This is a genomic window from Acinetobacter pittii ATCC 19004 = CIP 70.29 (assembly GCF_000369045.1).
GTDB classification, from domain to species: domain Bacteria; phylum Pseudomonadota; class Gammaproteobacteria; order Pseudomonadales; family Moraxellaceae; genus Acinetobacter; species Acinetobacter pittii.
Genome location: NZ_KB849790.1, coordinates 646,188 through 672,619, shown reverse-complemented (window position 1 = coordinate 672,619; position 26,432 = coordinate 646,188). Strand labels below are relative to the sequence as shown.

The 26,432-nt window shown below is 35.9% G+C and carries 34 protein-coding genes and 2 tRNA genes; 21 read left to right on the top strand and 15 right to left on the bottom strand.

Features of this window, described 5'->3' with window-relative positions:
- The first annotated feature begins 34 nt into the window (after positions 1 to 34).
- The gene (locus F928_RS15755; RefSeq protein WP_005076891.1) at positions 35 to 253 is read left to right on the top strand and encodes a hypothetical protein; all 219 of its coding nucleotides are present in this window, start codon (positions 35 to 37) and stop codon (positions 251 to 253) included.
- Positions 254 to 485: 232 nt separating this feature from the next.
- Here F928_RS15755 and xseB read toward each other — a convergent pair whose 3' ends face one another.
- Both xseB and xseA read right to left on the bottom strand, forming a co-directional pair.
- Positions 486 to 680 carry an exodeoxyribonuclease VII small subunit gene (xseB, locus tag F928_RS15750; RefSeq protein WP_002119890.1) on the bottom strand — a complete coding sequence of 65 codons (195 nt, stop codon included), beginning with the start codon at positions 678 to 680 and terminating at the stop codon, positions 486 to 488.
- Positions 670 to 1,935: an exodeoxyribonuclease VII large subunit gene (gene xseA / locus F928_RS15745; RefSeq protein ID WP_005076889.1), complete on the bottom strand. Its 1,266-nt coding sequence runs from the start codon at positions 1,933 to 1,935 to the stop codon at positions 670 to 672. The genes xseB and xseA overlap by 11 nt, the downstream gene beginning before the upstream one ends.
- 255 nt (positions 1,936 to 2,190) lie before the next feature.
- On the opposite strand from xseA, the gene F928_RS15740 reads away from it, so the two are divergent.
- Both F928_RS15740 and F928_RS15735 read left to right on the top strand, forming a co-directional pair.
- Positions 2,191 to 2,267, top strand: a tRNA-Met gene (locus F928_RS15740).
- Between the two features lie 175 nt (positions 2,268 to 2,442).
- Complete coding sequence (locus F928_RS15735) at positions 2,443 to 2,676, top strand: hypothetical protein (protein WP_005070233.1); 234 nt, start codon at positions 2,443 to 2,445, stop codon at positions 2,674 to 2,676.
- A 151-nt stretch (positions 2,677 to 2,827) separates the two neighbouring features.
- Here the strand turns inward: F928_RS15735 and F928_RS15730 are convergent, their stop codons facing one another.
- Positions 2,828 to 3,499, bottom strand: coding sequence for an XRE family transcriptional regulator (locus tag F928_RS15730; protein ID WP_002119885.1), 672 nt, complete (start codon positions 3,497 to 3,499; stop codon positions 2,828 to 2,830).
- Between the two features lie 672 nt (positions 3,500 to 4,171).
- On the opposite strand from F928_RS15730, the gene F928_RS15725 reads away from it, so the two are divergent.
- The 3 genes from F928_RS15725 to F928_RS15715 all read left to right on the top strand — a co-directional run bounded on the left by F928_RS15725 (position 4,172) and on the right by F928_RS15715 (position 5,602).
- The gene (locus F928_RS15725; RefSeq protein ID WP_002119927.1) at positions 4,172 to 4,426 is read left to right on the top strand and encodes a hypothetical protein; all 255 of its coding nucleotides are present in this window, start codon (positions 4,172 to 4,174) and stop codon (positions 4,424 to 4,426) included.
- A 210-nt stretch (positions 4,427 to 4,636) separates the two neighbouring features.
- Positions 4,637 to 5,026: a hypothetical protein gene (locus F928_RS15720; RefSeq protein ID WP_002119864.1), complete on the top strand. Its 390-nt coding sequence runs from the start codon at positions 4,637 to 4,639 to the stop codon at positions 5,024 to 5,026.
- A 30-nt stretch (positions 5,027 to 5,056) separates the two neighbouring features.
- The gene (locus F928_RS15715) at positions 5,057 to 5,602 is read left to right on the top strand and encodes a glycoside hydrolase family 108 protein (RefSeq protein ID WP_005076887.1); all 546 of its coding nucleotides are present in this window, start codon (positions 5,057 to 5,059) and stop codon (positions 5,600 to 5,602) included.
- A gap of 96 nt (positions 5,603 to 5,698) precedes the next feature.
- On the opposite strand, the gene F928_RS15710 is transcribed toward F928_RS15715, so the two are convergent.
- On the bottom strand, positions 5,699 to 6,316 hold the full coding sequence (locus F928_RS15710) for a LysE family translocator (RefSeq protein ID WP_005076886.1): 618 nt from the start codon (positions 6,314 to 6,316) through the stop codon (positions 5,699 to 5,701).
- 239 nt (positions 6,317 to 6,555) lie between these two features.
- Between F928_RS15710 and F928_RS15705 the strand changes: the two genes are divergently transcribed.
- From F928_RS15705 to F928_RS15690, 4 genes are all read left to right on the top strand, one after another.
- Positions 6,556 to 7,488 (top strand): LpxL/LpxP family acyltransferase, encoded by a 933-nt coding sequence (locus F928_RS15705; RefSeq protein ID WP_005076885.1) that lies wholly within the window; start codon positions 6,556 to 6,558, stop codon positions 7,486 to 7,488.
- Positions 7,489 to 7,728: 240 nt separating this feature from the next.
- Positions 7,729 to 7,944 (top strand): cold-shock protein, encoded by a 216-nt coding sequence (gene cspV, locus F928_RS15700; protein WP_005070223.1) that lies wholly within the window; start codon positions 7,729 to 7,731, stop codon positions 7,942 to 7,944.
- Positions 7,945 to 8,163: 219 nt separating this feature from the next.
- Entirely contained in the window at positions 8,164 to 8,388 is a 225-nt protein-coding gene (locus tag F928_RS15695) for a hypothetical protein (RefSeq protein WP_005076883.1), read from the top strand.
- 354 nt (positions 8,389 to 8,742) lie between these two features.
- Positions 8,743 to 9,552 (top strand): pyrroline-5-carboxylate reductase family protein, encoded by an 810-nt coding sequence (locus F928_RS15690; protein ID WP_005076881.1) that lies wholly within the window; start codon positions 8,743 to 8,745, stop codon positions 9,550 to 9,552.
- 15 nt (positions 9,553 to 9,567) lie between these two features.
- Here F928_RS15690 and F928_RS22145 read toward each other — a convergent pair whose 3' ends face one another.
- Both F928_RS22145 and F928_RS15685 read right to left on the bottom strand, forming a co-directional pair.
- The gene (locus tag F928_RS22145) at positions 9,568 to 9,684 is read right to left on the bottom strand and encodes a hypothetical protein (protein ID WP_002117441.1); all 117 of its coding nucleotides are present in this window, start codon (positions 9,682 to 9,684) and stop codon (positions 9,568 to 9,570) included.
- A 178-nt stretch (positions 9,685 to 9,862) separates the two neighbouring features.
- Positions 9,863 to 10,348 carry an Lrp/AsnC family transcriptional regulator gene (locus F928_RS15685; RefSeq protein ID WP_031944142.1) on the bottom strand — a complete coding sequence of 162 codons (486 nt, stop codon included), beginning with the start codon at positions 10,346 to 10,348 and terminating at the stop codon, positions 9,863 to 9,865.
- Between the two features lie 364 nt (positions 10,349 to 10,712).
- Here F928_RS15685 and yafE point away from each other — a divergent pair, with 364 nt between their 5' ends.
- A complete protein-coding gene (gene yafE, locus F928_RS15680) occupies positions 10,713 to 11,480 on the top strand; it encodes a class I SAM-dependent methyltransferase (RefSeq protein ID WP_005076877.1) in 768 nt (255 codons plus the stop codon).
- Positions 11,481 to 11,764: 284 nt separating this feature from the next.
- Entirely contained in the window at positions 11,765 to 12,103 is a 339-nt protein-coding gene (locus F928_RS15675) for a hypothetical protein (RefSeq protein WP_002117449.1), read from the top strand.
- A 261-nt stretch (positions 12,104 to 12,364) separates the two neighbouring features.
- On the opposite strand, the gene F928_RS15670 is transcribed toward F928_RS15675, so the two are convergent.
- Positions 12,365 to 12,868: an AAA family ATPase gene (locus F928_RS15670; RefSeq protein WP_005076875.1), complete on the bottom strand. Its 504-nt coding sequence runs from the start codon at positions 12,866 to 12,868 to the stop codon at positions 12,365 to 12,367.
- Between the two features lie 154 nt (positions 12,869 to 13,022).
- Here F928_RS15670 and F928_RS22790 point away from each other — a divergent pair, with 154 nt between their 5' ends.
- Complete coding sequence (locus F928_RS22790) at positions 13,023 to 13,148, top strand: YHYH domain-containing protein (protein WP_005076872.1); 126 nt, start codon at positions 13,023 to 13,025, stop codon at positions 13,146 to 13,148.
- Between the two features lie 90 nt (positions 13,149 to 13,238).
- Complete coding sequence (locus tag F928_RS15665; RefSeq protein WP_005076869.1) at positions 13,239 to 13,661, top strand: hypothetical protein; 423 nt, start codon at positions 13,239 to 13,241, stop codon at positions 13,659 to 13,661.
- 291 nt (positions 13,662 to 13,952) lie between these two features.
- On the opposite strand, the gene F928_RS22785 is transcribed toward F928_RS15665, so the two are convergent.
- The gene (locus tag F928_RS22785) at positions 13,953 to 14,795 is read right to left on the bottom strand and encodes an IS3 family transposase (RefSeq protein WP_230445321.1); all 843 of its coding nucleotides are present in this window, start codon (positions 14,793 to 14,795) and stop codon (positions 13,953 to 13,955) included.
- 32 nt (positions 14,796 to 14,827) lie between these two features.
- A complete protein-coding gene (locus F928_RS22780; RefSeq protein WP_002120495.1) occupies positions 14,828 to 15,337 on the bottom strand; it encodes a helix-turn-helix domain-containing protein in 510 nt (169 codons plus the stop codon).
- A 437-nt stretch (positions 15,338 to 15,774) separates the two neighbouring features.
- On the opposite strand from F928_RS22780, the gene F928_RS15650 reads away from it, so the two are divergent.
- Positions 15,775 to 16,335 carry a TetR/AcrR family transcriptional regulator gene (locus F928_RS15650; RefSeq protein WP_005076867.1) on the top strand — a complete coding sequence of 187 codons (561 nt, stop codon included), beginning with the start codon at positions 15,775 to 15,777 and terminating at the stop codon, positions 16,333 to 16,335.
- Between the two features lie 68 nt (positions 16,336 to 16,403).
- Here F928_RS15650 and F928_RS15645 read toward each other — a convergent pair whose 3' ends face one another.
- Positions 16,404 to 17,339 carry a metal-dependent hydrolase gene (locus F928_RS15645; RefSeq protein WP_005070210.1) on the bottom strand — a complete coding sequence of 312 codons (936 nt, stop codon included), beginning with the start codon at positions 17,337 to 17,339 and terminating at the stop codon, positions 16,404 to 16,406.
- Between the two features lie 300 nt (positions 17,340 to 17,639).
- Complete coding sequence (locus tag F928_RS15640) at positions 17,640 to 17,873, bottom strand: DUF2171 domain-containing protein (protein WP_002113991.1); 234 nt, start codon at positions 17,871 to 17,873, stop codon at positions 17,640 to 17,642.
- 249 nt (positions 17,874 to 18,122) lie between these two features.
- Between F928_RS15640 and F928_RS15635 the strand changes: the two genes are divergently transcribed.
- Genes F928_RS15635 through F928_RS15620 form a run of 4 tightly spaced genes read left to right on the top strand, consistent with a single transcriptional unit; the run spans position 18,123 to position 21,133 of the window.
- Positions 18,123 to 19,136: an acyl-CoA dehydrogenase family protein gene (locus F928_RS15635; RefSeq protein ID WP_043962806.1), complete on the top strand. Its 1,014-nt coding sequence runs from the start codon at positions 18,123 to 18,125 to the stop codon at positions 19,134 to 19,136.
- A complete protein-coding gene (locus F928_RS15630) occupies positions 19,124 to 19,918 on the top strand; it encodes a PIG-L deacetylase family protein (RefSeq protein ID WP_005076865.1) in 795 nt (264 codons plus the stop codon). The genes F928_RS15635 and F928_RS15630 overlap by 13 nt, the downstream gene beginning before the upstream one ends.
- On the top strand, positions 19,893 to 20,492 hold the full coding sequence (gene nodS, locus F928_RS15625) for a class I SAM-dependent methyltransferase (RefSeq protein WP_005076864.1): 600 nt from the start codon (positions 19,893 to 19,895) through the stop codon (positions 20,490 to 20,492). Before F928_RS15630 ends, nodS begins: the two co-directional genes overlap by 26 nt.
- Positions 20,489 to 21,133: a glycosyltransferase family 2 protein gene (locus F928_RS15620; protein ID WP_005076863.1), complete on the top strand. Its 645-nt coding sequence runs from the start codon at positions 20,489 to 20,491 to the stop codon at positions 21,131 to 21,133. Before nodS ends, F928_RS15620 begins: the two co-directional genes overlap by 4 nt.
- Before the next feature lie 4 nt (positions 21,134 to 21,137).
- Here the strand turns inward: F928_RS15620 and F928_RS0103895 are convergent, their stop codons facing one another.
- Positions 21,138 to 21,500 (bottom strand): DUF3592 domain-containing protein, encoded by a 363-nt coding sequence (locus F928_RS0103895; RefSeq protein ID WP_016806294.1) that lies wholly within the window; start codon positions 21,498 to 21,500, stop codon positions 21,138 to 21,140.
- Between the two features lie 242 nt (positions 21,501 to 21,742).
- Here F928_RS0103895 and F928_RS15615 point away from each other — a divergent pair, with 242 nt between their 5' ends.
- Positions 21,743 to 22,990, top strand: coding sequence for a mechanosensitive ion channel family protein (locus F928_RS15615; protein WP_005070199.1), 1,248 nt, complete (start codon positions 21,743 to 21,745; stop codon positions 22,988 to 22,990).
- A 429-nt stretch (positions 22,991 to 23,419) separates the two neighbouring features.
- Here the strand turns inward: F928_RS15615 and F928_RS0103890 are convergent, their stop codons facing one another.
- The 3 genes from F928_RS0103890 to cysS form a co-directional block, all read right to left on the bottom strand.
- Complete coding sequence (locus F928_RS0103890; RefSeq protein ID WP_025465512.1) at positions 23,420 to 23,557, bottom strand: hypothetical protein; 138 nt, start codon at positions 23,555 to 23,557, stop codon at positions 23,420 to 23,422.
- 123 nt (positions 23,558 to 23,680) lie between these two features.
- Positions 23,681 to 23,756: transfer RNA gene (locus tag F928_RS15610), tRNA-Gly, on the bottom strand.
- Between the two features lie 63 nt (positions 23,757 to 23,819).
- Entirely contained in the window at positions 23,820 to 25,241 is a 1,422-nt protein-coding gene (gene cysS / locus F928_RS15605; protein WP_005076856.1) for a cysteine--tRNA ligase, read from the bottom strand.
- 213 nt (positions 25,242 to 25,454) lie between these two features.
- On the opposite strand from cysS, the gene kdsD reads away from it, so the two are divergent.
- Positions 25,455 to 26,432: a KpsF/GutQ family sugar-phosphate isomerase gene (gene kdsD / locus F928_RS15600; protein WP_002122342.1), complete on the top strand. Its 978-nt coding sequence runs from the start codon at positions 25,455 to 25,457 to the stop codon at positions 26,430 to 26,432.

Sequence of the window (26,432 nt, the reverse complement as noted above, 5' to 3'; positions counted from 1 at the left end):
TTATATTAAAAAATTTAATTTTCAGGAGATTTTCATGACAAGATTAAAAGTAATTATCAAGGACCAGTTTGATAAAGAATCAATTGCTTTGGCAAAAGTTAGACCCATGAATGACCATACGCTTGAGCTTCATAAAAGCGTTGAACATATTGAAATTAATGATGATATTATTTTACCCAATATGGATTTGCTCTATGAAAACCCTAAAGATGGCAAAATTTATCAGTTAATTGGTCCATTCAGTGAGGAATAACTCTTAAATTAAATTTAACAATAACCATGAGCAGAGTTTGTGTTTGGTATAGTCTTAGATGGTGAAAATTAAGCCAAACTAACGTATAGACACAATTAAAATATTGAACATCTAAAATGGTTATGGGACTATGCCTGTGTAAAAATGTGACCTAATCCACATTTTTGCATTTCAGGATTAAGTGGATTTCACTAAGCCCATTCCTTCAATGAGAAGTAGGAGTGGGCTTTTTTTATTCTTTAAATGTCTCATCTAAAGCCTGTTGAACGGCTTCAATACGTGATTTACACGCTTTATAAGCCGTAATAGATTCTTCAACAATCTTCATTAAATTATCGATATCCGGGCTTTCTTGAGATTCAAGTAATTCGGCATTTTTCTTCAAAATGTCATGACCATCTTTAAACGTTAACTCTTCATTCTTCATTTGGAATTACCTGCGTAATGTTGGCTTCAAGCACACCATCTTGCATCTCAATAGCAATGGCGGGGCTTGAAATTTGATGTATAGAGCGAATCGCTTTTCCTTCTGATCTAACAATTGCATAGCCTTTGGCCTGAACCTGTTTTGGGTTTTGCAAAAGGATTTCTTTCATCAAAGATTCGATTTGGGCTAATGAAAATTTAACTTGTTGCTGTGAGCTAAATTGAATACGTTCTTTCATCTGATCAAGCAAACGATGTGCTGAGCTAAGTTGACTCTGTGCGGATGACTTAATGTGATGAAGCAGTTGATCATTTTTGCTTTGATAGGTTGTGATTTGATGCTGAGAAAGTAGCTTAATCGTTTGTAGGCTATCTACAGCTTCTTGGACGCGTTCAACAATGTGGTTTCGGATGCCAGCAATCACTTTACTTGGTGTATCAAATGAGCGATGAGCAATTTCATCAAGAATTGTACGATCTTTTTCATGCCCGATGCCTACCCAAATGGGTACACTCCGTTTGCAAAGTAGGGCGGCAAGTTCATAATCATTTAAATAAGCTAAATCATTCACCGATCCACCACCGCGAATAATCACAATCAAATCAGGTGGAAAGTTAAATGTACTGGCCCATTGTCTTAAACCTGAACCTAAAGATTCAATCAAACTAGTTGCAGCCGTGTTTCCTTGAAAAGTAGCGGTGTGATACACAAAATGGCAAACTCCATTTCGCTCAAGTGCATCTGCATCTTTTTTAAAGTCACCAAGGCCCGCAGCATTTTGAGGAGCAATGACTAAAACATTTTGAATATCAAAAGGAGTGGGAAGAAGTTTATTTTTATGGATTAAACCTTCTTGAGTAAGTCGTTCAATAATTTGCTGATAACGTTTAGCAATTTCACCCAACGTAAAGCTTGAGTCAATCTCTTCAATGTTGACCGAAAAGCCATATTGAGGATCAAAACGTGCTCTAATTTTGATGAGCACATTTAAATCACTTGAAATCTCAATCCCAGTTTCACGTTCGAACTTTAAAACAATTTTACTTGCAGAAAATTTCCAGATTGTGGCTTTACAGCTAGCAATGACTTTATCAGTCTCTGCATCTTTTTCTGCGAGCTCTAAATAGTAATGGCCGCCCTTAATATTTAAATTTCGAATTTCTGCTTTTACCCAAACTGGCTCATCAAAAGCCACACGTATGACTTCCTGAACTGTGCCGAGATATTCACTAAGGGAAAACTGAGGTTCAGACATACGAACTAAAAATTAAAGGACCAATCTAGATAGTATAAAAGCCATCCAACCAAGGCAATTGTTGTCTATGAATATCGGGTTCTATTTAAAATAAATACAACAATTTAAAGAATTAAAAATTGAAATTGATAGGTGAATTTAGACTGAATGGTTAAAATGAAAAAATAATAAAAAGAGAATTGTTAATAATTACAACCGATTAAAAAATAAAGTTTGCTTTCTAAAATATATGAGCGTATAAAGCTTACTTCCAATTGCGGGGTGGAGCAGTCTGGTAGCTCGTCGGGCTCATAACCCGAAGGTCGTTGGTTCAAATCCGACTCCCGCATCCAAAAATATTATGCTCTGTGATGTACCACTTTTCATAATACGAAAATTATGAAAAGCAATTAGCTTATAAATAACCCTATATAAAGCTAAATATTAAATTCTAGACGAACTGTCCATACCCTAAATCTAGCGTTCTAATTATATACCGTAAAATCACATGAGCTCAGTGATGAGTGAATGATTGTGAATATAGTAAATGAGTGGCACATTGCCACAGCCGTAAATGGCAACGAAATTAATGTGAGGATTGTTCCTCACGTGCGTAAACAAAACTCTCTCGATGGATATCGTTGGGTCGAAGTTGGTAAAAAAATTCAACTTCAATCTGGTGAAGAAATTGAGTTAAACCAAGATGGTAAAAGCTTCTATACCGGGTTTAATCAACTTTATCGTTTAAATACATATTGTTGATAAAACCATAGTAATAAAGCGAGAGAACCTATCTCTTTTAAAGGAGATAGGTTTTTTTATGTCTATACGTTATATAAATAATTAAAGTTATAAAAGGCTGAAATGATTAAAAAAGCTAGTATTATTATTTTAATTATATTTAATAACTAAATTAGCCTGCTCGCCAGAACTGTCGACCCATAACCTTAAAGTTTTTACCGTTCTCTTCAGTGACACGTCGATCTCTAAATTTTTCATTTAAACTGTGCAAAATTAAAGAACCATCTGCCTCTTTAAAAATTTGTTTAATCATTCCTTCACCGGCAAAGTAAACTGCATAAATCTCGCCATCAATGACTTCAGTCTGTGAGATATCAATACCGACCAAATCTCCATCTTTAATGTAGTCGGTCATGCTATCGCCTTTAGCTTTAATAATACGCATGCATTCTTGAGCAACGCGTTTTTCTTTAAAGAATGAAGCAGGGAATGGAATTTTTCCATTAATAGCATCAAAGTGAAATTCAATAGATTCGCCGGTTCCGCAAGAAAAGTTAGCTTCTACAACTTCAATCCAAACATATTGATCGGTAGATTCTGCACTCACCACAGTCGGGCTAAATACATCACTTTCTCTAAAAGAGTCTTCAGTATTCCCAGTCGTTAACCAATAACCATCCACTCCTAAAAATTGGGCAATTAAAGGAAGAAATGCAGATTTTAAATTTTTCCCTGACTCTAAAGCTTGATAGGCAGGTTGTGACATTTTTACAGCTTCTGCCACTTCAGCCTGAGTTTTTTTGGCTTTAATTCTAGAGTCTTTTAAACGGTCTTTAAGAGCCATAATGGTTACACCAGTAAACTTATAACAAATATATAACTTAAGTTATATCTAGTAAAACAACTATAGTTATTGACTAATAATAACTATAGTTATAATATCAGTTATATCTCAAGATGAATAGAGAAATTTTAAGTGGTGCCTAAGTCACTATTTATTGCTTTATCAAAGCTTTGAGATGGAAGCTAAATTTATTTTGTTTCTAGAGGTAGCAGAATAAAAGGGAGATAGCTCAATTATTATTTGCAAACAGGCTATCAAAACAAAAATTGGAATAAAAAAAGCCCGATTCCGTGGATCAGGCTTAATGTTCGTCGATAAAGGGTATCAAGAACATGAAGAATTTAACAAAGATTGTGAGACCTAACAAAAGTTTCCGATATACGGCAAAGCCTTATATGAACTTTTTGGTCAAAAAATTAAGGCGTGTAAAAAGCTTAAATCCACAAAATTTAATACTTTTTTACATTTTTAGAAAAGGAAATATTTGTTTATAAATTAGTGGCTTAATTGCATATAGTTTGGTTCTTTATGATTGTTGTACCAGATGAAACGTTTCGAACACACATTTGTAGCCATAGCTTAGCTATATTGCTCAAAGAATGTATCAAAACCTCAAGAATAACAAACGATAAAGACGCCTTACTAACGAGTACATTGAGTTGGAGATAGTGAATGACTACAGCAATGCAGAACAGAGCTAAACAACTTAAAAATGCAAAACGTGGAGGGTATATCCCGACAATTGCCAAAGACGTAAACAAATATAAGGTACAAAAAATAAAAAGGGCACTTGAGGAGGCCAAGCAGATTGTAAATGAGCTTGAAGATGATGCATTCGAATTCGATGATCAAGTCTCTATGCAAAAAGCGATTGGTGCAATCACAGTGATTGAGTTGATTGAACAAGCCTTAAACGGTGCACACTAACAGGCTTTAGCATACAAACATTTTTTCTCGGGCCCCTGAAATAAATGGGGTCAAGGATAAGTTCGTCTTGCAATTTAGCGCAGCTTTAAAGCGTTAGTGTTTTTTATTGACTGTAATAAAGAAAACGAAGGGTATTAATAAACATTGAAAACCACAAACTAGTCAACGTGATGAGTTTTCAAGTTTTACCCTTTAGCGCAGGACAAAGTCATGGAAACAGTTTCTAGCAGTGGGTTAGCCACATTTTTAAATTTTTATAGTATTGCAATTATGGTGGCTCTAGCAGTCAGCTTAGTTGTCGCAGTTGTATTAATGATGCGTTTTCCTCGTTCTCCACAAGAATGGATTGTTGCTCTCATCTGTACAGTAGTTTCAAGCCTGACAGGCGGCTCATTCATTATTATGAAATGGAACCTGCATGAATGGGTATCCGATATTTGGGGAATGATCACCCTATCTGGATTCTTCTTCATTTGTGGTTTACCAGGCTGGGCTATTGTGAGATGGATATTTAACTTCATCAATAAACAAGAAGGCAAAACGATTGTAGAGGTCATCAAAGACCTAAAAAAAGCAAAAGATGATCTTCAAAATAGCTAAAGACAGCTTTAAATACAAAGGTAGAATAAAATGAATATTGATCAATACTTAGAAACAATTATCAATCGAGAAGGCGGATATGTTAACCATCCATCAGATCATGGCCATGCGACTAAATTTGGCATTACAGAAGCAGTCGCTCGATCGAACGGATATCAAGGCAACATGCAAGACTTGCCATTAGCCCTAGCTAAATCTATTTATAAGCAAAAATACTGGCTTGAATCCCAGTTTGACCAGATTAATGCGATTAGCCCAGCTATTGCAGAAGAGTTACTGGATACAGCTATAAATTGTGGCGTCAATTTTACAAAGCCTTTATTACAACGTGCTTTAAATCTGCTGAATAAGCAGGGAAAGGAAGGTTGGCCAAATCTTGTGGTAGATGGCCAGTACGGACCTCTTACTTTACAAGCACTGGCGACCTACTTAAATAGACGTAATAAAGAGGGAGAAAAAGTATTCGTGCGCATTTTAAATATTATGCAAGGGCAGCATTATATTGAAATTACAGAGAACAACCCTAGATACGAAGATTTCTTTTACGGTTGGATATTAAACAGAGTAACACTCTAAAAATGCGTTAGAAAAGACCATGTTTAAAGATCAAATGAGTTAAAAAGCCTAACCACGAGTTAAGGCTTTTTAACAAATAATAGGTCGAGCAATGCTTTATTGTGCGATAAGTAAAATGGCAAGTAGAAAGAAAATAGCACCACTAATTTTATTGAGAATCGAGAAATTATTTCCAGCCAACATCTTCTCTTTAAAAATTGAAGAGAAGTTTGCGTAAACTAAATGAATTAAAAAACCAATAAAACAGAAGGTTAAAGAAAGAATTAAAAATTGATTTAAAATCTCTTTCTTGATATCAATAAATTGAGGGAAGAGTGCGATAAAAAATACGATTGTTTTAGGATTAAGCAAAGATGCGAATAGGCCCTGATAAAACAATTTAGATTTACTTACAGCTTTATCTTTTTGTTGATCGGTCATTAACTCTTGCGTTGCAAGTTTTTTAGTGAAGTTTTTATATCCGAGATACATTAGATAAAATGCACCAATAAACTTTAAAACCGTAAAAATAGTAGGGTTACTGGTAATAACAAGTCCTACACCGCTGGCAGAAATTACAGCAATCACAAACATACCAATAATTAACCCACTTATTCCAAACAAAGCAGTTTTAACACCATAGTTAATTGAGTTTGTGACAGTAAATAAAACTCCCGGTCCTGGGCTTAATAGGGTAAGAAATGCTATTGTTATAAATACTAAAAGACCGCTCACGCTGATATATCCTATTTATCAATTGAGGCAAGATTGTGCGGTTACTTTAAATGAGAAAATAATCGATGTATACAGAAGGTTATGTATATTTAAGGCTTAAATAGATTAAATATTTAAAATATAGATTTATATAAATAAATAGGACATATAAAACTATAAAAGTGAAAGCAACATAAACACACAACGTTAAAAATTGAGCATGTTAGTATGCTAAGTCTATACCTCAAGAAACCTATAGTATGACGAAAAATGAACGGCAGTTTAAATCTGGCGAGTTTCAATTTTCCTTTTTAACGTTTAAATATTGGGGTATATGGTTTTTAGCTTTTATTCTAATGTTATTTGCGATGTTACCTTGGGCTATTCAATGGCGCCTTGCTGACTTTCTATCAAAAATAGCGTGGAAATCTTTAAGTTCTCGAAGAAAAACCACATTACGTAATTTACAAGCATGTTTTCCAGAAAAAACACCTTTGCAAATTGAGGCAAAAGCTAAACAGGTTTTTGTTGATACTTTAACGGGTGTATTTGAAGCTTTAAATGCTTGGTATTGCCCAAATTGGTTTAAAAGTCGTGTTCACATAGATGGTTTAGAAAATTTAACCAATAATCAGGAAAATGGCGTACTTTTATTAGGTACCCACAGTACGCTTTTAGATGCAGGTGGAGCGGCGTGTACTTTATTCTTTAATATGGACGTGGTTTACCGACCTCAAAACAATCCGTTTTTAGATTTTCTGATTCATCGTAGTCGTGCGCGAGTGTATAAAAACCAAATTGCTCGAGACAACATGCGTGGACTCATACAAAACCTTAAACATGGTCATGCAATATGGTATAGCCCAGATCAGGACTTTGGCCTAAAACAAGGGGTCATGGCATCATTTTTCGGTATTCAAGCCGCTACAGTTACAGCTCATCGCAGACTGATGGATATCTCAAAAGCAGCTGCAGTGCCTTTATATTTTTACCGTAGTGGTGATATTCGTAACCCTCAATACCATGTGTTGGTAGAGCCAAAATTAGAAAACTTCCCGAGTGGCTGTGAAGTCAGTGACGCTGAAAGGGTAAACAAGATTATTGAGAATCAAATTCGCATTGCCCCTACACAATACATGTGGTTTCACCGACGTTTTAAGACCCGCCCTGCTGGTGAACAGAAGTTTTATTAGGGATAAAGAGGCATAGAATTTTTGTTGCTTTAATTATTTTGAATATCGATTGCAAATGATTTTGAAGCGTGTATAGTCGAGCATAACTAACAAAATATTCTTGTCATCATAAATTTCTATTTCGCAGTTTTATTTATAAGTCTTCGGTTCATTCAGATATTTAAGTTTTCACGTCTATTTTTTAGTTAAATTGGTTTCCCCAATAATAAGTTATAATATTTTAAAATTTAGGATAAATATATGTCTACTTCTACTGGTACAGTAAAATGGTTCAATGAAACTAAAGGTTTTGGTTTTATTGCGGCTGATGAAGGTAAGGATATTTTCGCTCATTTTACCGATATTCAAACACAAGGTTTTAAAGTTCTCTTAGAAGGCCAACGTGTTGAGTTTACTGTAGTACAGGGTAAAAAAGGCCCACAAGCTTCAAATATTGTGATTCTTCAGAATTCATAACTTCATAGAGCGACTAGAGTTGTTTTAAATATATTATTTAAATAGAATGTGTTTAAAGCTAAAGCGCTTTAGAAGAGTTTAAAAACCCACTCTATCTTGTGGGTTTTTTATAAGTTTTAATTAAACTTATCTTTAAAAATAAAAAGCAGAATAAAAATATGCTCTTAAAGTGCTTCTAAATTTTTTTAAAATATAAGTAATTAGGTGTATGGTACTAAAATGGATATTTGTATTGGCGGTATTTTAGACGGTCAAAAGATAGAAAATCATAATGATTTTTTTAAGATAGAAGAGCACTATTCGGACAATAGCTCTCAGTATGTTAAACAGCATTTCCACCTATTTGGAAAAATTTTTACCTTTTGGGTGTGCGAAGATATTGATTTACAACAGGCCATCAGAAAAGCCGAGAGAATTTTAGCGAACAAGAAAGAAACTCTTTAGTTGTTTGAACTAGAACACTTCAGTGTCTTGTTTTGGTTTAAAGATTTTCTTATTAAGTAATAGATATTCTTTATATAATCTTAATAAAATTCGTTACAGAATTTTTTACAATACTCTTGTATATGTTACATAGATTAACATTTTTTTAGTGGTATTTACTAATAATAGTAATACATTAGGCTTAATCTAAAGTTGTTTTATTTATTGCGCGAATAAAACAAAACCCACTTTAATAATATATTTTATTAAAGTGGGTTCTTTATTCAGACGGTCATCATTAATTCAATATACATAATTAAATTATAGATAATATTTGTTGTTATAAACCTCTCTTAAGAAAGGAAAACATTTTAAATGTTAAATGCAGTACAACCTAATATTTGTTTTATTGGCAGTAGTAATTTAGCTTTAGCGTTAATAGGAGGGTTGGTTTTAAAAGGATTTCAAAAAGAAAAAATACACCTCATTGAAGAGAAAAAGATTAATGATACAAATGCTTTGAAGCAAAAAGAAAATGGACTAAAAAAAGCTGAAATTGTTGTTTTGCTACTAGAGCCTAAACAGTTAAAAGAGACACTTATACCGCTAAAAAAATGGTTAGCTAGTAAAATTATAGTTTCTATGATGGCGGGAGTAGATATTGCAAACTTGACTCGTTTTACGGGTTCGAAAAAAATTGTTCGTGTAATTTCAAATCCACCAGTGCTTACGCATACCGGGACCCATGTGCTTATTGCTTCAGAGCAAATGGACCAGCTTGATAAAGACCTAATTGAAATGCTGTACTCTGCAACGGGTCAGACTTTTTGGGCGCCGTCTGAAACGCAGACAGACGCAATTATTGCTTTGTCTGGTTCGGGACCTGCTTACTTTTTCTATATTTTAGACAGCATGATCAAGACAGGGGTTTCTTTAGGGCTTGATAAACAATTTGCTCTAGATTTAGCACTCCAAGCGGCAAGTGGTGCAGTTGAAATGGTCCGTAAAAGTAATGTCCCGCCAGCGGATCTGTGTGGCAAGGTGACCTTGGCTAACGGGATTACCGAATCAGCGCTCAGAATGTTTGAACTAGGAAATGTATCTGATGATATACGTTTAGCCATGAAAGCCGCATATCATCGTAGTAAAGAAATCACTTCAGAAATTATTACTGAGGTGAGCTGATGCTTCTTTAGCAAACTAGGCCTTTAAAAAGTATTCCCAAATCACGAAGCCTAAGCCAAACCCAATAAAAGAGTAGAGAGTAATAATAAAGAATACAAAACTGGCTTTATTTTTTTTCTTCAAAATGTTCATGGCGATGCCTCCAATTCAGATTAATTACATTTTGAAGAAGTGAAGGCTGTAATCATAGATACAGAATTTTTTAAAAAAAATATAACAGAGCTATCATCTGTTATATTTTCTAGGTTTTCCCTTAATAAAGATTTTTAAATCAATAAATTAAGGAATTATCTCTAAGTGTTTAACTCTTCTATTCAATTAACATTAAATCGGCTGTATTAGCAGATTTGAGAGGGCGTAGGGCAAAGGTCGAACGGGTGTGGCGTATTCCTTTAATTGAATAAAGTTTTTTTCTTAAAAATCGTTCGTAATGGTCAGCATCTTTGACTGCTACTTTAACCAGATAATCGTAGTCACCTGTGACGAGATGCGCTTCCACTACTTCAGGTATATCTGCTAATGCTTCACTGAAATTTTCTAGCATTTCGTCATCGTGGCGCTCTAAAGTAATTTCAATAAAAAAGACTTCGTGAATGCCAATCGCTTTTTGGTTTACGTTTACCGTATATCCTTCAATAATTTTTAAAGTTTCCAGACGTTTCAGTCGAGTCCAGCACGGAGAAGATGAAAGACCTACTTCTTCGGCCAGTTGAGCAACGGTTAAACGGCCATTTCCACGTAATGCAGATAAAATTTTCCGATCTATACGATCTAGTGTGTATTCTGTTCTGTTCAAAATATAAACCAAAGAAGAATCTTCTGATAAAAATTAATATACTTCATTTTTATGCTGTGAATGTTTAAAAATTTTAAAAAATACAGGAAACATTTTGAGTCAAAGGTACATACACTATTTCTATGCATCGAACCTTTCTGGATAGAGGTTGGGATGGAGCAAAGAGCACTGTTTCAGTAAGGGTGACTAAACAGTGCTCTTTGCGGATTTCTTATTAATCTTTAAATCTATTTTTATTAACTGGCATGACATATCAAAACAAATCAAATAATAACTTTTATTTATCAATTGAAGAAAAACTAATCATTATTTTTTATCTAACTTTTCCTTTAATGTAATTCCATTACAAAGGAGGAGCAAGGTTATGATCACCCAGCATGTTATAAATCAAAAACAATATCAAAATAAATCTCTCGACTATTTAAATAGCCAAGCTCATTCTGAAGGGGTTGAATTTAATAAATTTATTAATGAAATTCAGAAAATTGAAAAGGCTGTAGTCCTTGATTTAGGCTGTGGTGGTGGGCATGTTTCCTATAATGTTGCTCCGCACGCCGACCTTGTTTTTGCTTACGATTTATCTCATGAAATGTTAGACACCGTGTCTAAGACGGCTAGCCAACGCAAATTAAAAAATATCTTTGTGCAGCAGGGCATTGCTGAGGACATGCCTTTTAGTGATCAGCAGTTTGATGTGGTCATTAGCCGCTATTCTGCGCATCACTGGCAGCATGTTCCGACTGCCATGAAAGAAGTAAACCGCGTGCTTAAGCCTGATGGTATTGTTATTTTTGTAGACATTATTAGCTCTAGCTCGCCCATATTAGATACTTTTTTACAGACCATCGAAACTATTCGAGACCCAAGTCATGTACGAAACTATAGTGTGAAAGAGTGGGTCTATTTTATCGAAGATGCAGGCTTTGATTTGGTTGGGTTAGATAAACAAACGCTTTCGTTAGACTTTGATAGTTGGGTAAAGCGAATGAAAACGCCTGAAGATCAAATCAAAACTTTACGTTATTTGCAGGAAGGTTCATCTGACCTTGTGAAGAAATATTTCAAAATTCAAAATGACGGTAGCTTTGAAAGCCATGTGGGTTATTTTGTCTTTAAGAAATTAGGGTTTTAACGTAGTGTTATGAATAAGGGTTTTAGTAGATTAGAAATGGATTAAATATCACTAAAACTCTGTTTTCGAATAACTCGAATAATATTAAAGATGGTTATAAAACAAATTTAATATCATTCACTTGATAAAAATTAATCACCCAATTTTATTAAGGTGATTAAATATTCAAAAGAGATGAGGGTTATCCCATTTTCTTTATTATTAATAGACACTTATAAATAATTATTATTTAATACGCCCGCAATATTATCACTAATACTTTTAATAACTTTGTCGGGGAAATAATGCGTAATATTTTAGTAACGATTTTCACTTTATTCTTAGCAACATCAATTTATGCTGCTCAAGAGTCTAGAAATCTTCTAGAGCAAACACAGTGTGAGAAAGCAGTAGAGCTACATGGTTTTTTAAGCCGTGCTCAGCTCGATTGTAATTATCACTATTACTCAGAAGAGTTAAAAGATGCTGCCGCAAAATGTACTAAACATGACCTTGGTGAAAAATACGGTAGAGAGGTTATGAAATTTGGTATGAAGGAGTTTGAAGAACGTAAGAAAGCGGATACACAGGGCCACTTTTGTCATAAGGTTTTAAAAGAGTTTCCAAAATATATTAAACAATAAAAAATAAGGTTTTAAAAACCGATTCTAGCAAGCCGATAAGATGGATTTAATTATTCATTTTATCGGTGTATCAACAAATATAATCTATCAATTAAAATAGAAAATAAATCTTAAAAATACACCTAATATCACATTGACACATATAATCGCTCTCATTATTCTCTGCGAAAGAACGGAGGCGGGACGCTTAGTGCGTGCCAGTTCCTAGATGACTGGTCTGTCAATCCACCTCCGTTCTTTCATCATGATTTCATAAATGAATTAATTGTTTTTAAAAGTAGTCTGAATAATATTTATAGCTTTTGAAAAGTTATTAAAAGGAATAGTCTTTTTAGAGAGTTGAGCATTACTACTCAGAAATTTTTCTAAACGTTTATCAAAACTATGTGAAAACTGAATCAACTCTAATGTATTTTTTAGAGTTTCTTTGGGTTTCTTGCGTGTAATTATAGACTTTAAATAACGTTGTAAAAGCCTTATTGTTCTTAAATAAAAAGGAACTTCCATTTTTAAAATTAAAGAGCATTCAAGAAGTAATGGAAGTAAGCGTTTATCGTAAGCTCCTTCTACAATCCAGCTATCTTGTAAGATGATTTCTTTAATACCCTGTGAAATCGTTTCTTTGGAATTTTTTACAAACTCAGTTCCACTTATATTCCAGTAGATTTCATCAAACCCATAAGTTGATATCTTTAATTCATCAGCTAATTTCTTAGTGATAGTTGTTTTACCAGCGCCAGAAGGGCCTACAATACAAATTTTCATGGTTTATCTTTTTAAAGGGATATTTCAACAAAATGGTTATAAATAGAAACTAGACTAAAGTTTATAAGTCACTCATCTGTTTTATCAAAGCTTAATAATTTTATTTTGTACAATAAAAACTCAATTATAATTCCGACTTGAAGGAAATAAACTCATGAAAAAACTTTTATTCATTTGTCTAATCGGTTTAGCAGTTACTCAGGTTAATGCTCATTCTGGGGGTACAAACTCTAAAGGATGTCATACGAATAGTAAAACTGGTGACCATCATTGTCATTAAATAAGGGTATGAAAGAGTAAGCTGATTTCTGGTTTACTCTTTTTAATATCTTTAGTTTTATATTTTTTATAAATAATAAGAGGAAAAAGAATGGAAATGATATTGGGAGTATTTGGCTTATTGGTTTTATTTTTAATATTAAGTAAAAAGCATAAGAAGAAAAATCTCACTGGTGTAAGATCAATAGTCTATTTGGTTGATATTGTTGGGGAGCAATCCTATCAAGCAAATTTAAGAAAGATTGCTGGGCCTAAGCAAGAAAAGTCAAAATATGTAGAAGTAATGGCTAGAGTTGTCTCTGAACCTTTTAATGCTTATGACAAGAACGCAGTTAAAATTGAAATTAATGGTTTAACAGTTGGCTATTTAAGTAGGGATGATGCCAAACTATTAGCTGGTAAAGTGATAAATAAGACTGTGCCAGCTTTAATTAATGGTGGTTGGCTTGATAACGATAGTGAAGGTAGCTATGGCGTAAAACTCGGTATTCAACGTCTTAATGAATTAATATAACGAAGTGCATTTTTAAGTTTTACTTACATTTTAAGATCTAAAAAAATAAAAGCATTCTCTAAGGTATTAATAAATCTTTTTATTCATGTTTTTAAAGCTTTATTTGTAGCCAATATCACATTGACACCTAAAACCCCTCCGATTATCCTTTGCCTGCTGGCCACATTGCCAGTCGGTTTTAGCAGGCCGTATTTACCCAACGCACACGAAAAAGTCTCTCTTTTTTGTGGGCATCCCTACGTGTCTCCCTCTGCGGCGGAATGATCTGACCCCATAAAGTTGGACAGTTAGTTAAGCAGTTTTTAAAAACTGGTTTCTATATTGTACAGGGGATAAACCTTGTAGCTTCACCTTGATTCTCTCATGATTATAATAATGAATGTACTCTCGTATAGTTTTCTCTAACTCATCAGTTGATTGAAATTTTTCACCATGAAAGCACTCCGATTTTAATATTCCAAAGAAGCTTTCTATTACAGCATTATCTAAGCAATTTCCTTTACGAGACATACTTTGAATTAAACCATGTTGCTTTAATTGCTGTTGATAATGAGCCATTTGATATTGCCATCCTTGATCTGAATGGAGAATTGGTTTCTCATGTCGCTTAAGTTTAGCTAAAGCATGAATGAGCATATCTTTCACTAACTCATAATTGAGTTTACGTTGGATCCGGAAGGTAATAATTTCCCCATTAAATAAATCTATAATTGGTGATAGATAAAGTTTTTCACCGTTAACATTAAATTCCGTCACATCAGTTGCCCATTTCTGGTTGGGACGGTTCGCTTTAAATTGCCGTTGCATAATGTTATCGGCCACCATCCCGACACAACCACTTTTATATGAGCGATATTTTAGTGCTCTGATACGTGATTTAAGTCCCATAGTTTTCATAAGACGATATACACATTTATGGTTGATTATTATTCCTGTACTTTTCAGAGCAAGAGTAATTCTACGATAGCCATAGCATCCCTTATGCTTGTGATATATGGACTTGATCTGCTGTTTTAACTCAGTATATTTATCCTTAGAGCGTACAGCTTTCATGTGATAGAAATAAGTACTACGAGCGATCTTGGCAATACTGAGTAAGAGCTTTAATGGATAAATTTGCCTTAATTCTGAAATAACTTGAACACTGTCTGCAGTAGAAATTGAATTTAGGTACGTTGCTTCAGTTTTAAGGCTTTTAGCTTTTTTAAAAAGGCAACCTCTGCTCGTAAAGCGGTCACTTCATCAATGAGCTCCTGCTGAGATTTATCTTTGTCATCTTTTACAGACTTGGTTATTTTAGTTTTATCTTGTTTAAGCATATTGGTATAAATCCTCGTGGTATTAAACCCAGCAATCCCTTCTTTATGATACTGAGCTAGCCACCTTCTTAAAATTGACGTCCCGCTCAGATTTAACCGTCTTCTAACTTCTCTTACCGGTATCTTATCAAGAAGCATTTGTACAGCCTTGATTTTAAATTCGGAAGAGTAGTAGGTTTTTTTAGTTTTAACATTCAGGCCATCTTCACCTTGTGCCTTATAGTTTTCAATCCATAAGCGGATGGTTTGGAGATCTACATTAAATTCTTGTGAAAGGATTTTATATCCTTTACTTCCCTCTAAATAAGCTTGAATGACTTTTAATTTTAACTCTTTTGAATGCTTCGGAATTGGCATAGAGCACACCTCATAAGTTTTAAAAGTCTAACTTATGGGGTGCAGTTCAGAACGGGAGGGGGACATCTTCGGATGTGCTGATTTTTGGGTAAATCAGTCTGCTAACCCCTTTTCGTTTCGCCACCATAATCATTTAGCAGTGATGTGGCGAAACTTCTTTATTACCCAAAGGAGTCCGCTATGCGTACTATTTCTTCTTTATTGGCTTTTGCCAAAGTCTCTCTATTCATACCACTCGAGCAATCTATAAAACGGTTCAATCGACTCTAGGTTTTCTACACCTTAAGAATCTAAAACACAGCAACTATAAAACTTGAGATAGGTCAGCACGCCATTTTGTGCGGCTTTTGCATGCCTGTTTTTAGCACTCATTTTAAGAGTGACGGCATTTCTATCTCATTTACATACAACAAAAAATTATTTTAAGCGGTATATTTATGCCAAATTTACAATCCTCCTTTAAAGCATTAAAAGTGCTTCACGTAGCAAAAGAGTTATTTAATCAATATGGATTTCATAAGGTCGGTGTTGACCGAATTATTAGTGAAGCCAAGGTTTCCAAAGCCACTTTTTATAATGCCTTTCACTCAAAAGAACGGCTAATCGAGAGGTGTATCAGTTTCCAAAAAGACACGCTAAAAGACAAAGTGTTTTCAATTCTCTATTCTTACAATGAACTCATGGTGCTGGATAAACTTAAGCAAATTTATTTTTTACATGCGAGTTTAGAAGGGCCATATCATTTACCCTTTAAGGCATTGTTTGAAATTAAAAGAGTCTATCCCAAGGCCTATGGCGTTACGATTGAGTACCGAACTTGGCTCATCAATGAAATTTATAAACTACTTTTAACTGTCAAAACTACGGCTTCGATTGAAGATGCTTACATGTTTTTATGCATGATTGACGGGGCGATGTTCCGACTTTTTGAAAAAAACAGCATTGATGAAAGCGCGCTAGTTCGATTGTTTCTTTTTAATCTGTGTCGGTCTAGATAACACTTAAACGAAAGAAAGCCTCCCAAAAAGGAGGCTTTACTTTGTATTGAAATAAGCGCTTAGCTTGATTACACAGGTTTTGCAGCCTGTGCCATTCCTTCAAAATATTGAACTGCAGGCGAGCGAGCCATATAAGCTAGAGCTTGCTCGGTGTCTCCCTCATGAATTGGGTTAAATTTTGGAGAAGCCCATCTTAACGTCGCTTTCCACAAATATTTAATAGTCGGTAAGTTGTCTGAGCGAGTCGCAGTTTTTTCAAATTCTCGAATAATTTTGAAGTAGCCACGGCGCATCAATTTTTGAATATCTTCATGCTCTAAATCTTGCTTACCTAAACTACGGGCAAAGTCAGCAAGGAAGTAAATAAACAGTGGGAAAACCGCCGCCATAATCACTTGGCGCGATACATAAAACCCAAACTTGTTTGTTAAAAGGTGCTCAAATAAATCGTAAGCAACACAGCGATGTTCAACTTCTTCAGCCAAATGCCAACGGAACAAATCTGCCATAGCAGGGTCAGCTTGGTCCCAAGATTTACTATCCAGCGTCCACTGACCAATGGTTCCCGTAAAGTGCTCGATTGCAGCAATCACGCCTACTCGGAAAAGTAGCCAATATTCATCAAGCTTTTCGCCTTTTAAAAATGGTATGCCTAAAGGTTTGTCACCCAACAAAATGTTAAAAACAAAATGGGCACGGTTGAGTGTTTCTTGAATGTCGTAACCATTTTCACGTAAGAAGTCTTGTGCTTTTTCATGGGCACGTGCATGAGCAGCTTCTTGACGGACAAATCCAATCACTTCTTGTTTTAATGTTTCATCGGTAATCAAGGGAAGGGTTTTATTAAACACACGGCAAAACCAAAACTCACCAGCGGGCAAGAGCATGTTGATGCCATTGGCGACATGCGAGCATAGAGGATCATTCGGCATCCAACAGACCGAAGATTCGGTAAAATCGAAATGTACCTTTCTTGCTTTAAGCTGATGATTCCCTGTGATCATATAAGTCACCCTATTCATAATTGTTCATTTAATGCGAATGGACAATTTTTAGCATTAAGTAAAATCGATCACCATGTGCTTAAGGGACAAAATGAGCCTCAAAAAGGTTTGTAGAGATAAAAGCAGCTCTGTTAAAGACTGGGTAGATTTGACACAACACGAGAGTAAGCTTTTTTATTTTAAATATGAGATGAATAAAAAAAGCTCCTTAATAAAAAGGAGCTTTGGTTTTTATAATTTAAATTTTTAATTATAAATTTATTTTATTTTAATCTAGCTAAAACTAGCTAGCTTAGAAGTTTAGATCGCTTGCCATTGATCTTTAACTTCTTCGGAGTTTTTATTCAGAATAACTTGGTCTTCTTTTACCTCCCCAATCCACCCAGTAGGGATGAGGTGATGTTGACCACTTTCGTCTCGGGTGAGTTTTAACTGGTTTTCACCATCGAGATGGTCCACAGTACCTACTTTAGTACCACATGAAGCAATAACATCTGCGTGTTTTTTAATATCATTAATATTTAAAGTATTCATCTTAGACCTCTTCTGTAGAAATAGAAAAACGGTAAGACCTAAATTACTTTAAATAATCGATTAAATGTGGGGTTTTTAATAAACCTTACATGATCGGATTATAAGTTCACTTAATCATGATATTTGAGTAACAATGAAATAATTAGATATAAAACTAATATTATTTATCTTTTTATTACAATTTATATGTTTATTTAAACAGAAATCTTTAGTTATGGTTGAGTTAAGTCTTATAAATAATTATTTGCAATGAATATTAAAATACCTATAAACATGACGATACTGAGCATTTTGAGTGAATTTGAAAATGCCTTGGCTGAAGATAAAAGTAAGCTTCGTATAAATTTACTTTTTCAGCTTGTAAATTTAACTCAAAATTTGCCTCATCCCGCTTCGGGTCAGACGTATCAACGTTGGCAACTTTTTGCTCAGATTGCTGGAGTTGACTTAAGTCTAGCTAAGCTTTTTGAGTCTCATTGTGATGCTTTAAGTATTTTAAAAGAATTGGGTTATCAGCAAGAAATAGATGACCAGACTTGGGCCGTTTGGGCAGCAGACGGTGGACCAGCGCCATTGAAAATAAAAGACAATCTTTGTAATGGCATAAAACCTTGGTGCTCTGGTGCTGAATTTATTCAAAAAGCTTTAATAAGTTATAAAGATCAGCAAGGGCTGGCGCAGCTTTGTATTGTTGACTTAAGTCATCCATCCATTACCACCGATTTAACCCACTGGCACGCTGTAGGCATGCACGCTACACAGACTGCACAAGTTAGCTTTGAAAATACACCTGTTAAACTGATTGGTCAGCCAAATAGTTATTTAAAACGCCCAGGTTTTTGGCATGGTGCAGCAGGTGTTGCTGCGTGTTGGTATGGTGCCGCCGTGCGCCTAGCTAACTTTTTGCAAGAAAGCTGTCAGGCAAATCCGAATCCTTATAAAAAATTATATTTAGGTGAGGTCGCTCAGCAGCTAGAAATCACCAAACAGTATTTTCAATATGTGGCCAAGCTCATAGACCAGAAACCAACGCTAAGTCATGAGCGGGAAATACGCATATTACGTGCTCAAACAGAACAATGCTGCCTGAGCGTTATTGAGCGAGTCGGGAAAGCCTTGGGCGCTCGTCCTTTTTGTGAAAATGCGACATTTGCTCAGCTCATGGCTGATCTGCCTGTCTTTATCAGGCAAAGTCATGCCGCGTTTGACTATGAACAAATTGCGGAACTCTGTGTGTCGGAGCAAAGCCTATGGGAACTTTAAAACATCCTTTGGTTGAAGACCGCGTTATTTTTGGTGAGGGTACGGCCAAAGAGCAATGGTTAAAGGCATTTAAAGAACAACCGTTATCAGCTTTAGATCTTGAGCTATTTCGCTCAAAAAGAGTGGTGATTGTCGCTCCACATCCTGATGATGAAGTACTTGGCTGTGGCGGATTAATGCAGCAGCTCATTGCACTGAACTGCAAGATTTTGGTTTTAGCAGTAAGTAACGGCACACAAAGCCATCCTAACTCTACAAAATATCCTCCAGATCAGCTCAATATTCTTCGCCCGCAAGAAAGCTTGGCAGCCTTAAGTTGTTTGGGGGTAATAGAGTCAACCGAGCGTGTAGAGCTTAATTTGTTAGATGGCCAGATCCATTTGCAAACCGAACAACTGTGGCAGAGTTTAGACAAGTTAATTCAAGCCGAAGATATTCTAATTTGTAGCTATGAATTTGATGGTCACCCAGACCATGAAGCAGTAGGTAAAACCGTACAAGCGTATGCAACCGCTAAGCAACTACTCTGTTTACACGTATTAATCTGGGCTTGGCATTGGGCACAGCCTTTAGACCCACGCATTGATTGGCACCAAGCAAAAGCATTTTCCTTAACACAAGAACAGCTAGCTAAAAAACATCAAGCAATTTTGCAGTTTAAAACCCAACTTGAAACAGATGAAAGCACGGGGAACGCCGCAGTGCTATCTCCAAGTGCGATTAATCGTCTTTTAATGCCTTATGAGGTTTATTTGAGTGATTCATTCTCGCGTGTACTTTGAAGATTTATATCGTCATAACAGTGATCCATGGGGCTACGACTTTCATTGGTATGAAGCTCGTAAAAGACAAATTTGTCTCGCGCTACTGACAAGACCTCGCTACCCAAAAGTGTTGGAAGTGGGCTGTTCAAATGGACATTTAAGTTTTCATTTGGCGCAAAGAGCCGAGGAGTTACTGTGTATAGATGTCTCTGCGCGTGCTGTTCAATTGGCGTCCGCACGGCTACAAGAGTTCGAGCATGTTGTGGTTGAAAATAGAAAAATACCCGAAGACTACTCAATTCAAAAGTTTGACCTGATTTTAATTAGTGAGATGGCCTATTACTTATCGGCAGATGAATTGCATCAGTTTATTGAAAAGTTAAAGCATAGTTTAAATGATGATGGCGAGATTCTGTGTTGTCACTGGCGTCATGAAATTCAAGATTTTGAATTAAATGCAGAGCAAGTCCATCAAGCTTTTCAGCAACATTTTCCATTTCATCACTACCTCAGCTTAAACGATCCAGATTTTATGATTGATCTGTGGACGGCGAACACTTCCTCTTTAGCACAGCAGGAAAAACTAAGATGAAAATAGGTATCGTCATTCCAGCGCATAACGAAGAATACTATTTATCTGCCTGTTTGCAATCTATTCAGGTCGCCATAGATAACATTAGTGGTTATGAGGTAGAAGTGCTTGTTGTACTCGATAGCTGTACAGATCAGTCGCGGTTGATTGTACAAAGCCATCAAATCAACTGGATTGAATGCAACTATGCATGTGTCGGCAAGGCGAGGGATTTAGGAATCCGTCATTTAATCGGGCGTGGTGTAACTTGGATTGCATGTACCGATGCAGACACCGTGGTGAGTCCTGATTGGCTGTGCTATCAAATCCAGCACCAACCCACAGATGCAATTTGCGGTACTGTAACGCTAGACGATTTTAGTCATCTCTCTATAACGAAACAGCAAAAATATTTAGCACACTATAAAGATGAAATGGACCACGCGCATATTCATGGGGCCAATTTAAGTTTTAGTGCAGAGGTCTATCTTTTGGTCGGTGGCTTTGAGCCTATCTCATGCCATGAAGATGTGTCTTTAATCAAAAAATTGATCAAGCATTGTTGCAATATTACTTGGAGTAATCTGGTACGAGTAACCACAAGTAGTCGTTTAAATGGGCGCGCCCCACAAGGTTTATCGTACTTTTTAAATAATCTCTAATGACCTAAATCATCACTTCGCCCAATATCGAAATATTCTTGAAATTTTTAGGGTCATATTTAATATTGATAACGCTACCCACTTTATATTTATGTTGATCTTGCTTAGCAATAAGCACCTTTAGATTTTCAGTAATGACTTGGCCTTGCTCAGTTTGAAATTTCAATTTGACATAACATAAAGGGCGATATTGCACCTTAGCTAATGAGTCTTGAAAATATACGACCTCGGCAGAAGTCATCTTTCCTCGTTTATAAATTAAAAATCTTTGAACCTGACTTTTAAGAAAAAATATCCAAGCAATATAGATAAACAATAAGCTGAACCAGACTGTTCCAATAAAAGTCAAAAAATCAGAAAATTTCACTCACTCAAACCAGAATTATTTGTTTAACGCCTTATTCTAAATGAACTGATAAGCCTGATCTAGTTTATATAACTGGTCTGAAATATAAGCAGATGAAGCTTTAAAATTAACGGATCATAATTAAATTTGGGCAGGGTATATAACTTAGTTGTTGTATTTATGACTACATATGTAAACAAACCTTATGATCAAATGCCTTAACCCTTAAAATTATTGAAAATAAAGTTTAAAGGTGTATAGGTTTGGATTTTTTAAATTTTTTCCGTGATATTCGGGGTGAGTTAAGTCAATATCCTTGGCTAGAAATGTTGGTTTCACTCACGATTTTGATTTTATTTGCTGCAATAGCAAATTTTATTGCCAAACGCATTATTGTTCGGGGCGTTCGTCATTTAGTCACAAAACTCAAATCACCAAATCAGTCTATTTTCGCTCAGCATAGCGTTATAAAGAAATTCGCAAATATTGTTCCTGCTGTTGTGATTATGAACGGTATTGCAACAGTGCCTCATCTATCTCCAAAGTTTATTGCTTTTGTAGAGATGGCGGCACAAGCATTCATTTTTCTTACTCTCGCGCTTACGGTTAGCGAGCTGTTAAATATCTTTAACCTTATTTATCAGCGTAATCCAAAATCTAGAAACAAACCGATTAAAGGTTACTTACAACTGGTTAAACTCATTTTATTTGTTGTCTGTGGCCTTATGATTTTGGGAACATTCCTTAAAAAGGATGTGTTCACTTTACTCGCTGGTTTTGGTGCAATGGCAGCGGTATTAATGCTGGTTTTCCAAAACACCATTTTGTCTTTGGTGGCGAGTGTACAAATTGCATCTTATGACATGGTGCGCATTGGCGACTGGATTGAAATGCCATCACTCAATGCAGATGGTGATGTAATTGATATTTCACTGCATACCGTGACTGTTCAAAATTTTGATAAAACCTATACCACCATTCCAACCAATAAGCTCGTGACCGACACATTTAAAAACTGGCGTGGTATGAGCAATTCGGGTTGCCGTCGAATGAAGCGTTCACTTTTTATCGATCAAAGTAGCGTTCATTTCATGAGTGATGAAGAGCAACAAAAGCTCAAAGACTTTTTATTGCTAGATCAATACTTAAATGCAAAGAATTCTGAAATTGAAGAATTCAATAAGCATTTAAGCAATCAATCTCGTTACAACAAGCGCCGTCTAACCAATATTGGTACATTTAGAGCTTATGTTGAATTTTACTTACGTCAGCACAAGGGCATTGCTCAAAATCAAACCATTATTGTTCGTCAGTTACAACCGACCAGCCAAGGTTTGCCACTAGAGATTTATGCATTTACCAACACAATTGCCTGGGTTTCTTATGAGGCAATTCAGTCAGATATTTTTGACCATTTAATTGCGATTCTTCCCGAGTTTGGTTTACGTGTTTACCAAGCACCTTCGGGTCATGATTTGCAAAGATTGACGGCAGAAATTCACCCAAGTTAATTTTTTAAGCTGTAAATAACAGCGCATAAACTATTTGGAAAAAGCTCCCAGACGGGGGCTTTTTTAATTTACTTTCACAAAAGATTATCCAGCAAACCAAATATTCTGATGATCACACATGGGGCTCTAGAAGATGGATTGAAAAAAATTCATCCTTAAGTCATTTAATACTTAGAAAGTCTCCTCAATGGGGGAGACTTTGCGATAATATAATTTTAAGCCAATTTTTAATTTCAATATCAATAAAAACTTAATGATGGGTTTAATCATAAAATATTAATTATATTTTCATTATTCTTTTTTCTTTAGGCATTTAAGTATTTGAACAATTAAGCGGGTACTCTTCATTTTTCCGCCTTCTTCTTGATAGTACTGTTCAAAAAGGGCATAGAAGGAGATATGGATTTTTTCAGACTCAGGATTAGCCTATTAAGATTGTAATTCTAATAATTTTTTAGTGGCCCATTGTTCACACTCACTCGCAGTATCTCGAGTAGCTGTATAACGTTTGCCTAAATAACGGACGGTGATGTGCCACGCGTCTCCGCGCTTAACCGGCTTTTGCATAACACTCCAAATTTCATGGTACTGCAATGGAAATATAAAGCGTTTTTTAATGCGAATTTTGAATTGACCAATAGACAATAAAAAAACCACTTAATCCTTTCGAATTAAGTGGTTTTTAAATTTTGGAGCGGGAAACGAGACTCGAACTCGCGACCCCAACCTTGGCAAGGTTATGCTCTACCAACTGAGCTATTCCCGCAATGTGAGCACATTATAGAGTGTTTCATTAAAGTGTCAACACTCTTGTGATCTAATTGAACGTTTAATCAGCACGACGCCAAACTGTACCTTGGCGAGTGTCTTCAAGTACCACACCTTGGTCGAGTAGAGACTGGCGAATACCATCTGCTTTCGCAAAGTCTTTTGCTTTTTTCGCATCAACACGTTGTTGAATGAAATCTTCAATTTCAGCATCAGACAAAGCAAGCGCTTCTTGTCCAATATCTGATTTTAAGAAATCATCTACATTGTGTTGTACCAAACCTAAAATGTTGGTGAGGTGACGTAATGTCGAATAAAGCACAGTCGCTTGGTCAGCTTGCTCTTCTTTTACAGCACGGTTTAACTCTTTGTTCAGTTCAAACAATACAGCCATTGCTTCAGCAGTATTGAAGTCATCACACATTGCATTGTTAAAACGTTCAATAAAGCTTTGATCAAGCGTTTCAGTTGTCGTTTGACCGTACACTTGTTGGTAAGCTTTAAATGAATGATAGAAGCGAGTTAAAGAAGTTTTTGCTTCTTTAAGTGCTACATCAGAGAAGTTCACAGGACTACGATAGTGTGAAGACACAATAAAGTAGCGGATCACTTCAGGGTGGAATTTCTCCATCACGTCACGAATCGTAAAGAAGTTGCCTAAAGACTTAGACATCTTTTCACCATCAACGTTAATGAAGCCAACATGCATCCAATAGTTTACATATTGCTCACCAGTCGAAGCTTCACTTTGCGCAATTTCATTTTCATGGTGCGGGAACATTAAATCTGAACCACCACCATGAATGTCAAAGTGATTGCCTAAGCAGCAAGTCGACATTGCAGAACACTCAATGTGCCAACCCGGACGGCCATTACCCCAAGGAGATGCCCAAGACGGTTCATTTTCTTTGGCATGTTTCCAAAGTACAAAATCAAACGGATGTTTCTTTTCAACTTCTACATCAACACGCTCACTCGCACCAGCTTGCATATCATCAAGCTTACGACCAGAGAGGCGGCCATATTTTTCAAATTTGGTTACTTCAAAATAAACATCGCCGTTTGAAGCAGGGTAAGCAGCGCCTTTATTCACCAAATTGCCAATCATGTTTTGCATCTGGTCGATATATTCAGTCGCTTTAGGTGCTTCATCAGGAGCTAAACAGCCTAGGTTCGCAGCATCTTCATTCATTGCATCGATGAAACGAGTAGTGAGTTGTTGGATTGTTTCACCATTCTCATTCGCACGTTTGATGATTTTGTCGTCAATGTCGGTAATGTTGCGAATGTAGCGAACATTCCAACCCTGACTACGTAAGAAACGAATAATGTAGTCAAATGCAACCATAACTCGAGCATGCCCGATATGACAGTAGTCGTAAACGGTCATACCGCAGACGTACATATCGATGTGACCTTCTTTGCGAGGTACAAATTCAACTTTTTTTCGTTGCTCAGAGTTATATAAAACAAACGGTTGCATAAGGGTTTTCAAACACTCAACAAAAACAGTGTTACATCATAACTGATGCATCATTTTTCACAAAGGTTTATGCAAGAATTTTATAAGCTTGTGAAATCTTATACATTTAAAAACGTGTAGATGATTGAGTTATGTTAGAATGCCCCCAAATCTTTTGATTAAAATCACCGATCTTCACAAGAGATCAGATCAATTATTTTGAGTCAAACTCGTATGCCCAATCCTACAGATTTCCAAAGCAGCGCATTAGCAACATTGCGTATTGAGCAACAAGCCTTAGACGTGTTAGCAACACAAATTGGTGACAGTTTTAACCGAGCTTGTGAAATATTGTTACAGTGTAAAGGTCGTGTTGTGATCACTGGCATGGGTAAGTCAGGGCATATTGGCCGTAAAATGGCTGCAACTTTCGCCTCAACTGGTACACCATCTTTCTTTATGCATCCGGGTGAAGCTGGACACGGCGATTTGGGAATGTTGGTTCGTGGTGATGTTTTAATTGCGATTTCTAACTCTGGAAAAAGTGATGAAATCATGATGTTGATGCCTTTAATCAAACATCTTGGCGTTCCTCTTATTACCATTAGCCGTGATGATAAAGGCCCAATGCCACAAAATGCTGACATCGCTTTAACTTTAGGTGAGTCTGACGAAGCGTGCCCATTAGGTTTGGCGCCTACGTCGAGTACTACAGCAACTTTAGTATTGGGTGATGCACTGGCTGTCGCTTTACTTGAAGCGCGTGGTTTTACCGCAGATGATTTTGCTCGTTCGCATCCAGCAGGTGCGTTGGGTAAACGCTTACTTTTACATGTAAAACATCTGATGCATACAGGCGATGAACTACCAAAAGTTTCACCAGATACACCAATGAATCAAGTACTTTATGAAATTTCTAATAAACGTTTAGGCTTGACGACAATTGTAGATGAACAAGAACATTTGCTTGGTATTTTCACCGATGGTGACTTGCGCCGTTTAATTGATAAACAGCAAGGTTTCGATGTGAATTTGCCTGTTTCAGAAGTGATGACAAAAAAACCATCAACGATTTCTCAAGAAGCACGTGCGGTAGAAGCTCTACAACAGCTGAACCTGAAAAAAATTAGTCAGTTTGTGGTGGTAGATGACCAAAACAAAGTGATTGGTGTAATTAGTATGCATGACCTTATTCAGGCAGGGGTAAATTAA

Coding starts and splice junctions, on each gene's coding strand:
- F928_RS15755 (WP_005076891.1), top strand. CDS start 35: ATGACAAGATTAAAAGTAATTATCAAGGACCAGTTTGATAAAGAATCA.
- xseB (WP_002119890.1), bottom strand. CDS start 680: ATGAAGAATGAAGAGTTAACGTTTAAAGATGGTCATGACATTTTGAAG.
- xseA (WP_005076889.1), bottom strand. CDS start 1,935: ATGTCTGAACCTCAGTTTTCCCTTAGTGAATATCTCGGCACAGTTCAG.
- F928_RS15735 (WP_005070233.1), top strand. CDS start 2,443: ATGATTGTGAATATAGTAAATGAGTGGCACATTGCCACAGCCGTAAAT.
- F928_RS15730 (WP_002119885.1), bottom strand. CDS start 3,499: ATGGCTCTTAAAGACCGTTTAAAAGACTCTAGAATTAAAGCCAAAAAA.
- F928_RS15725 (WP_002119927.1), top strand. CDS start 4,172: ATGACTACAGCAATGCAGAACAGAGCTAAACAACTTAAAAATGCAAAA.
- F928_RS15720 (WP_002119864.1), top strand. CDS start 4,637: ATGGAAACAGTTTCTAGCAGTGGGTTAGCCACATTTTTAAATTTTTAT.
- F928_RS15715 (WP_005076887.1), top strand. CDS start 5,057: ATGAATATTGATCAATACTTAGAAACAATTATCAATCGAGAAGGCGGA.
- F928_RS15705 (WP_005076885.1), top strand. CDS start 6,556: ATGACGAAAAATGAACGGCAGTTTAAATCTGGCGAGTTTCAATTTTCC.
- cspV (WP_005070223.1), top strand. CDS start 7,729: ATGTCTACTTCTACTGGTACAGTAAAATGGTTCAATGAAACTAAAGGT.
- F928_RS15695 (WP_005076883.1), top strand. CDS start 8,164: ATGGATATTTGTATTGGCGGTATTTTAGACGGTCAAAAGATAGAAAAT.
- F928_RS15690 (WP_005076881.1), top strand. CDS start 8,743: ATGTTAAATGCAGTACAACCTAATATTTGTTTTATTGGCAGTAGTAAT.
- F928_RS22145 (WP_002117441.1), bottom strand. CDS start 9,684: ATGAACATTTTGAAGAAAAAAAATAAAGCCAGTTTTGTATTCTTTATT.
- yafE (WP_005076877.1), top strand. CDS start 10,713: ATGATCACCCAGCATGTTATAAATCAAAAACAATATCAAAATAAATCT.
- F928_RS15675 (WP_002117449.1), top strand. CDS start 11,765: ATGCGTAATATTTTAGTAACGATTTTCACTTTATTCTTAGCAACATCA.
- F928_RS15670 (WP_005076875.1), bottom strand. CDS start 12,868: ATGAAAATTTGTATTGTAGGCCCTTCTGGCGCTGGTAAAACAACTATC.
- F928_RS22790 (WP_005076872.1), top strand. CDS start 13,023: ATGAAAAAACTTTTATTCATTTGTCTAATCGGTTTAGCAGTTACTCAG.
- F928_RS15665 (WP_005076869.1), top strand. CDS start 13,239: ATGGAAATGATATTGGGAGTATTTGGCTTATTGGTTTTATTTTTAATA.
- F928_RS22780 (WP_002120495.1), bottom strand. CDS start 15,337: ATGCCAATTCCGAAGCATTCAAAAGAGTTAAAATTAAAAGTCATTCAA.
- F928_RS15650 (WP_005076867.1), top strand. CDS start 15,775: ATGCCAAATTTACAATCCTCCTTTAAAGCATTAAAAGTGCTTCACGTA.
- F928_RS15645 (WP_005070210.1), bottom strand. CDS start 17,339: ATGATCACAGGGAATCATCAGCTTAAAGCAAGAAAGGTACATTTCGAT.
- F928_RS15640 (WP_002113991.1), bottom strand. CDS start 17,873: ATGAATACTTTAAATATTAATGATATTAAAAAACACGCAGATGTTATT.
- F928_RS15635 (WP_043962806.1), top strand. CDS start 18,123: ATGAATATTAAAATACCTATAAACATGACGATACTGAGCATTTTGAGT.
- F928_RS15630 (WP_005076865.1), top strand. CDS start 19,124: ATGGGAACTTTAAAACATCCTTTGGTTGAAGACCGCGTTATTTTTGGT.
- F928_RS15620 (WP_005076863.1), top strand. CDS start 20,489: ATGAAAATAGGTATCGTCATTCCAGCGCATAACGAAGAATACTATTTA.
- F928_RS0103890 (WP_025465512.1), bottom strand. CDS start 23,557: ATGCAAAAGCCGGTTAAGCGCGGAGACGCGTGGCACATCACCGTCCGT.
- cysS (WP_005076856.1), bottom strand. CDS start 25,241: ATGCAACCGTTTGTTTTATATAACTCTGAGCAACGAAAAAAAGTTGAA.
- kdsD (WP_002122342.1), top strand. CDS start 25,455: ATGCCCAATCCTACAGATTTCCAAAGCAGCGCATTAGCAACATTGCGT.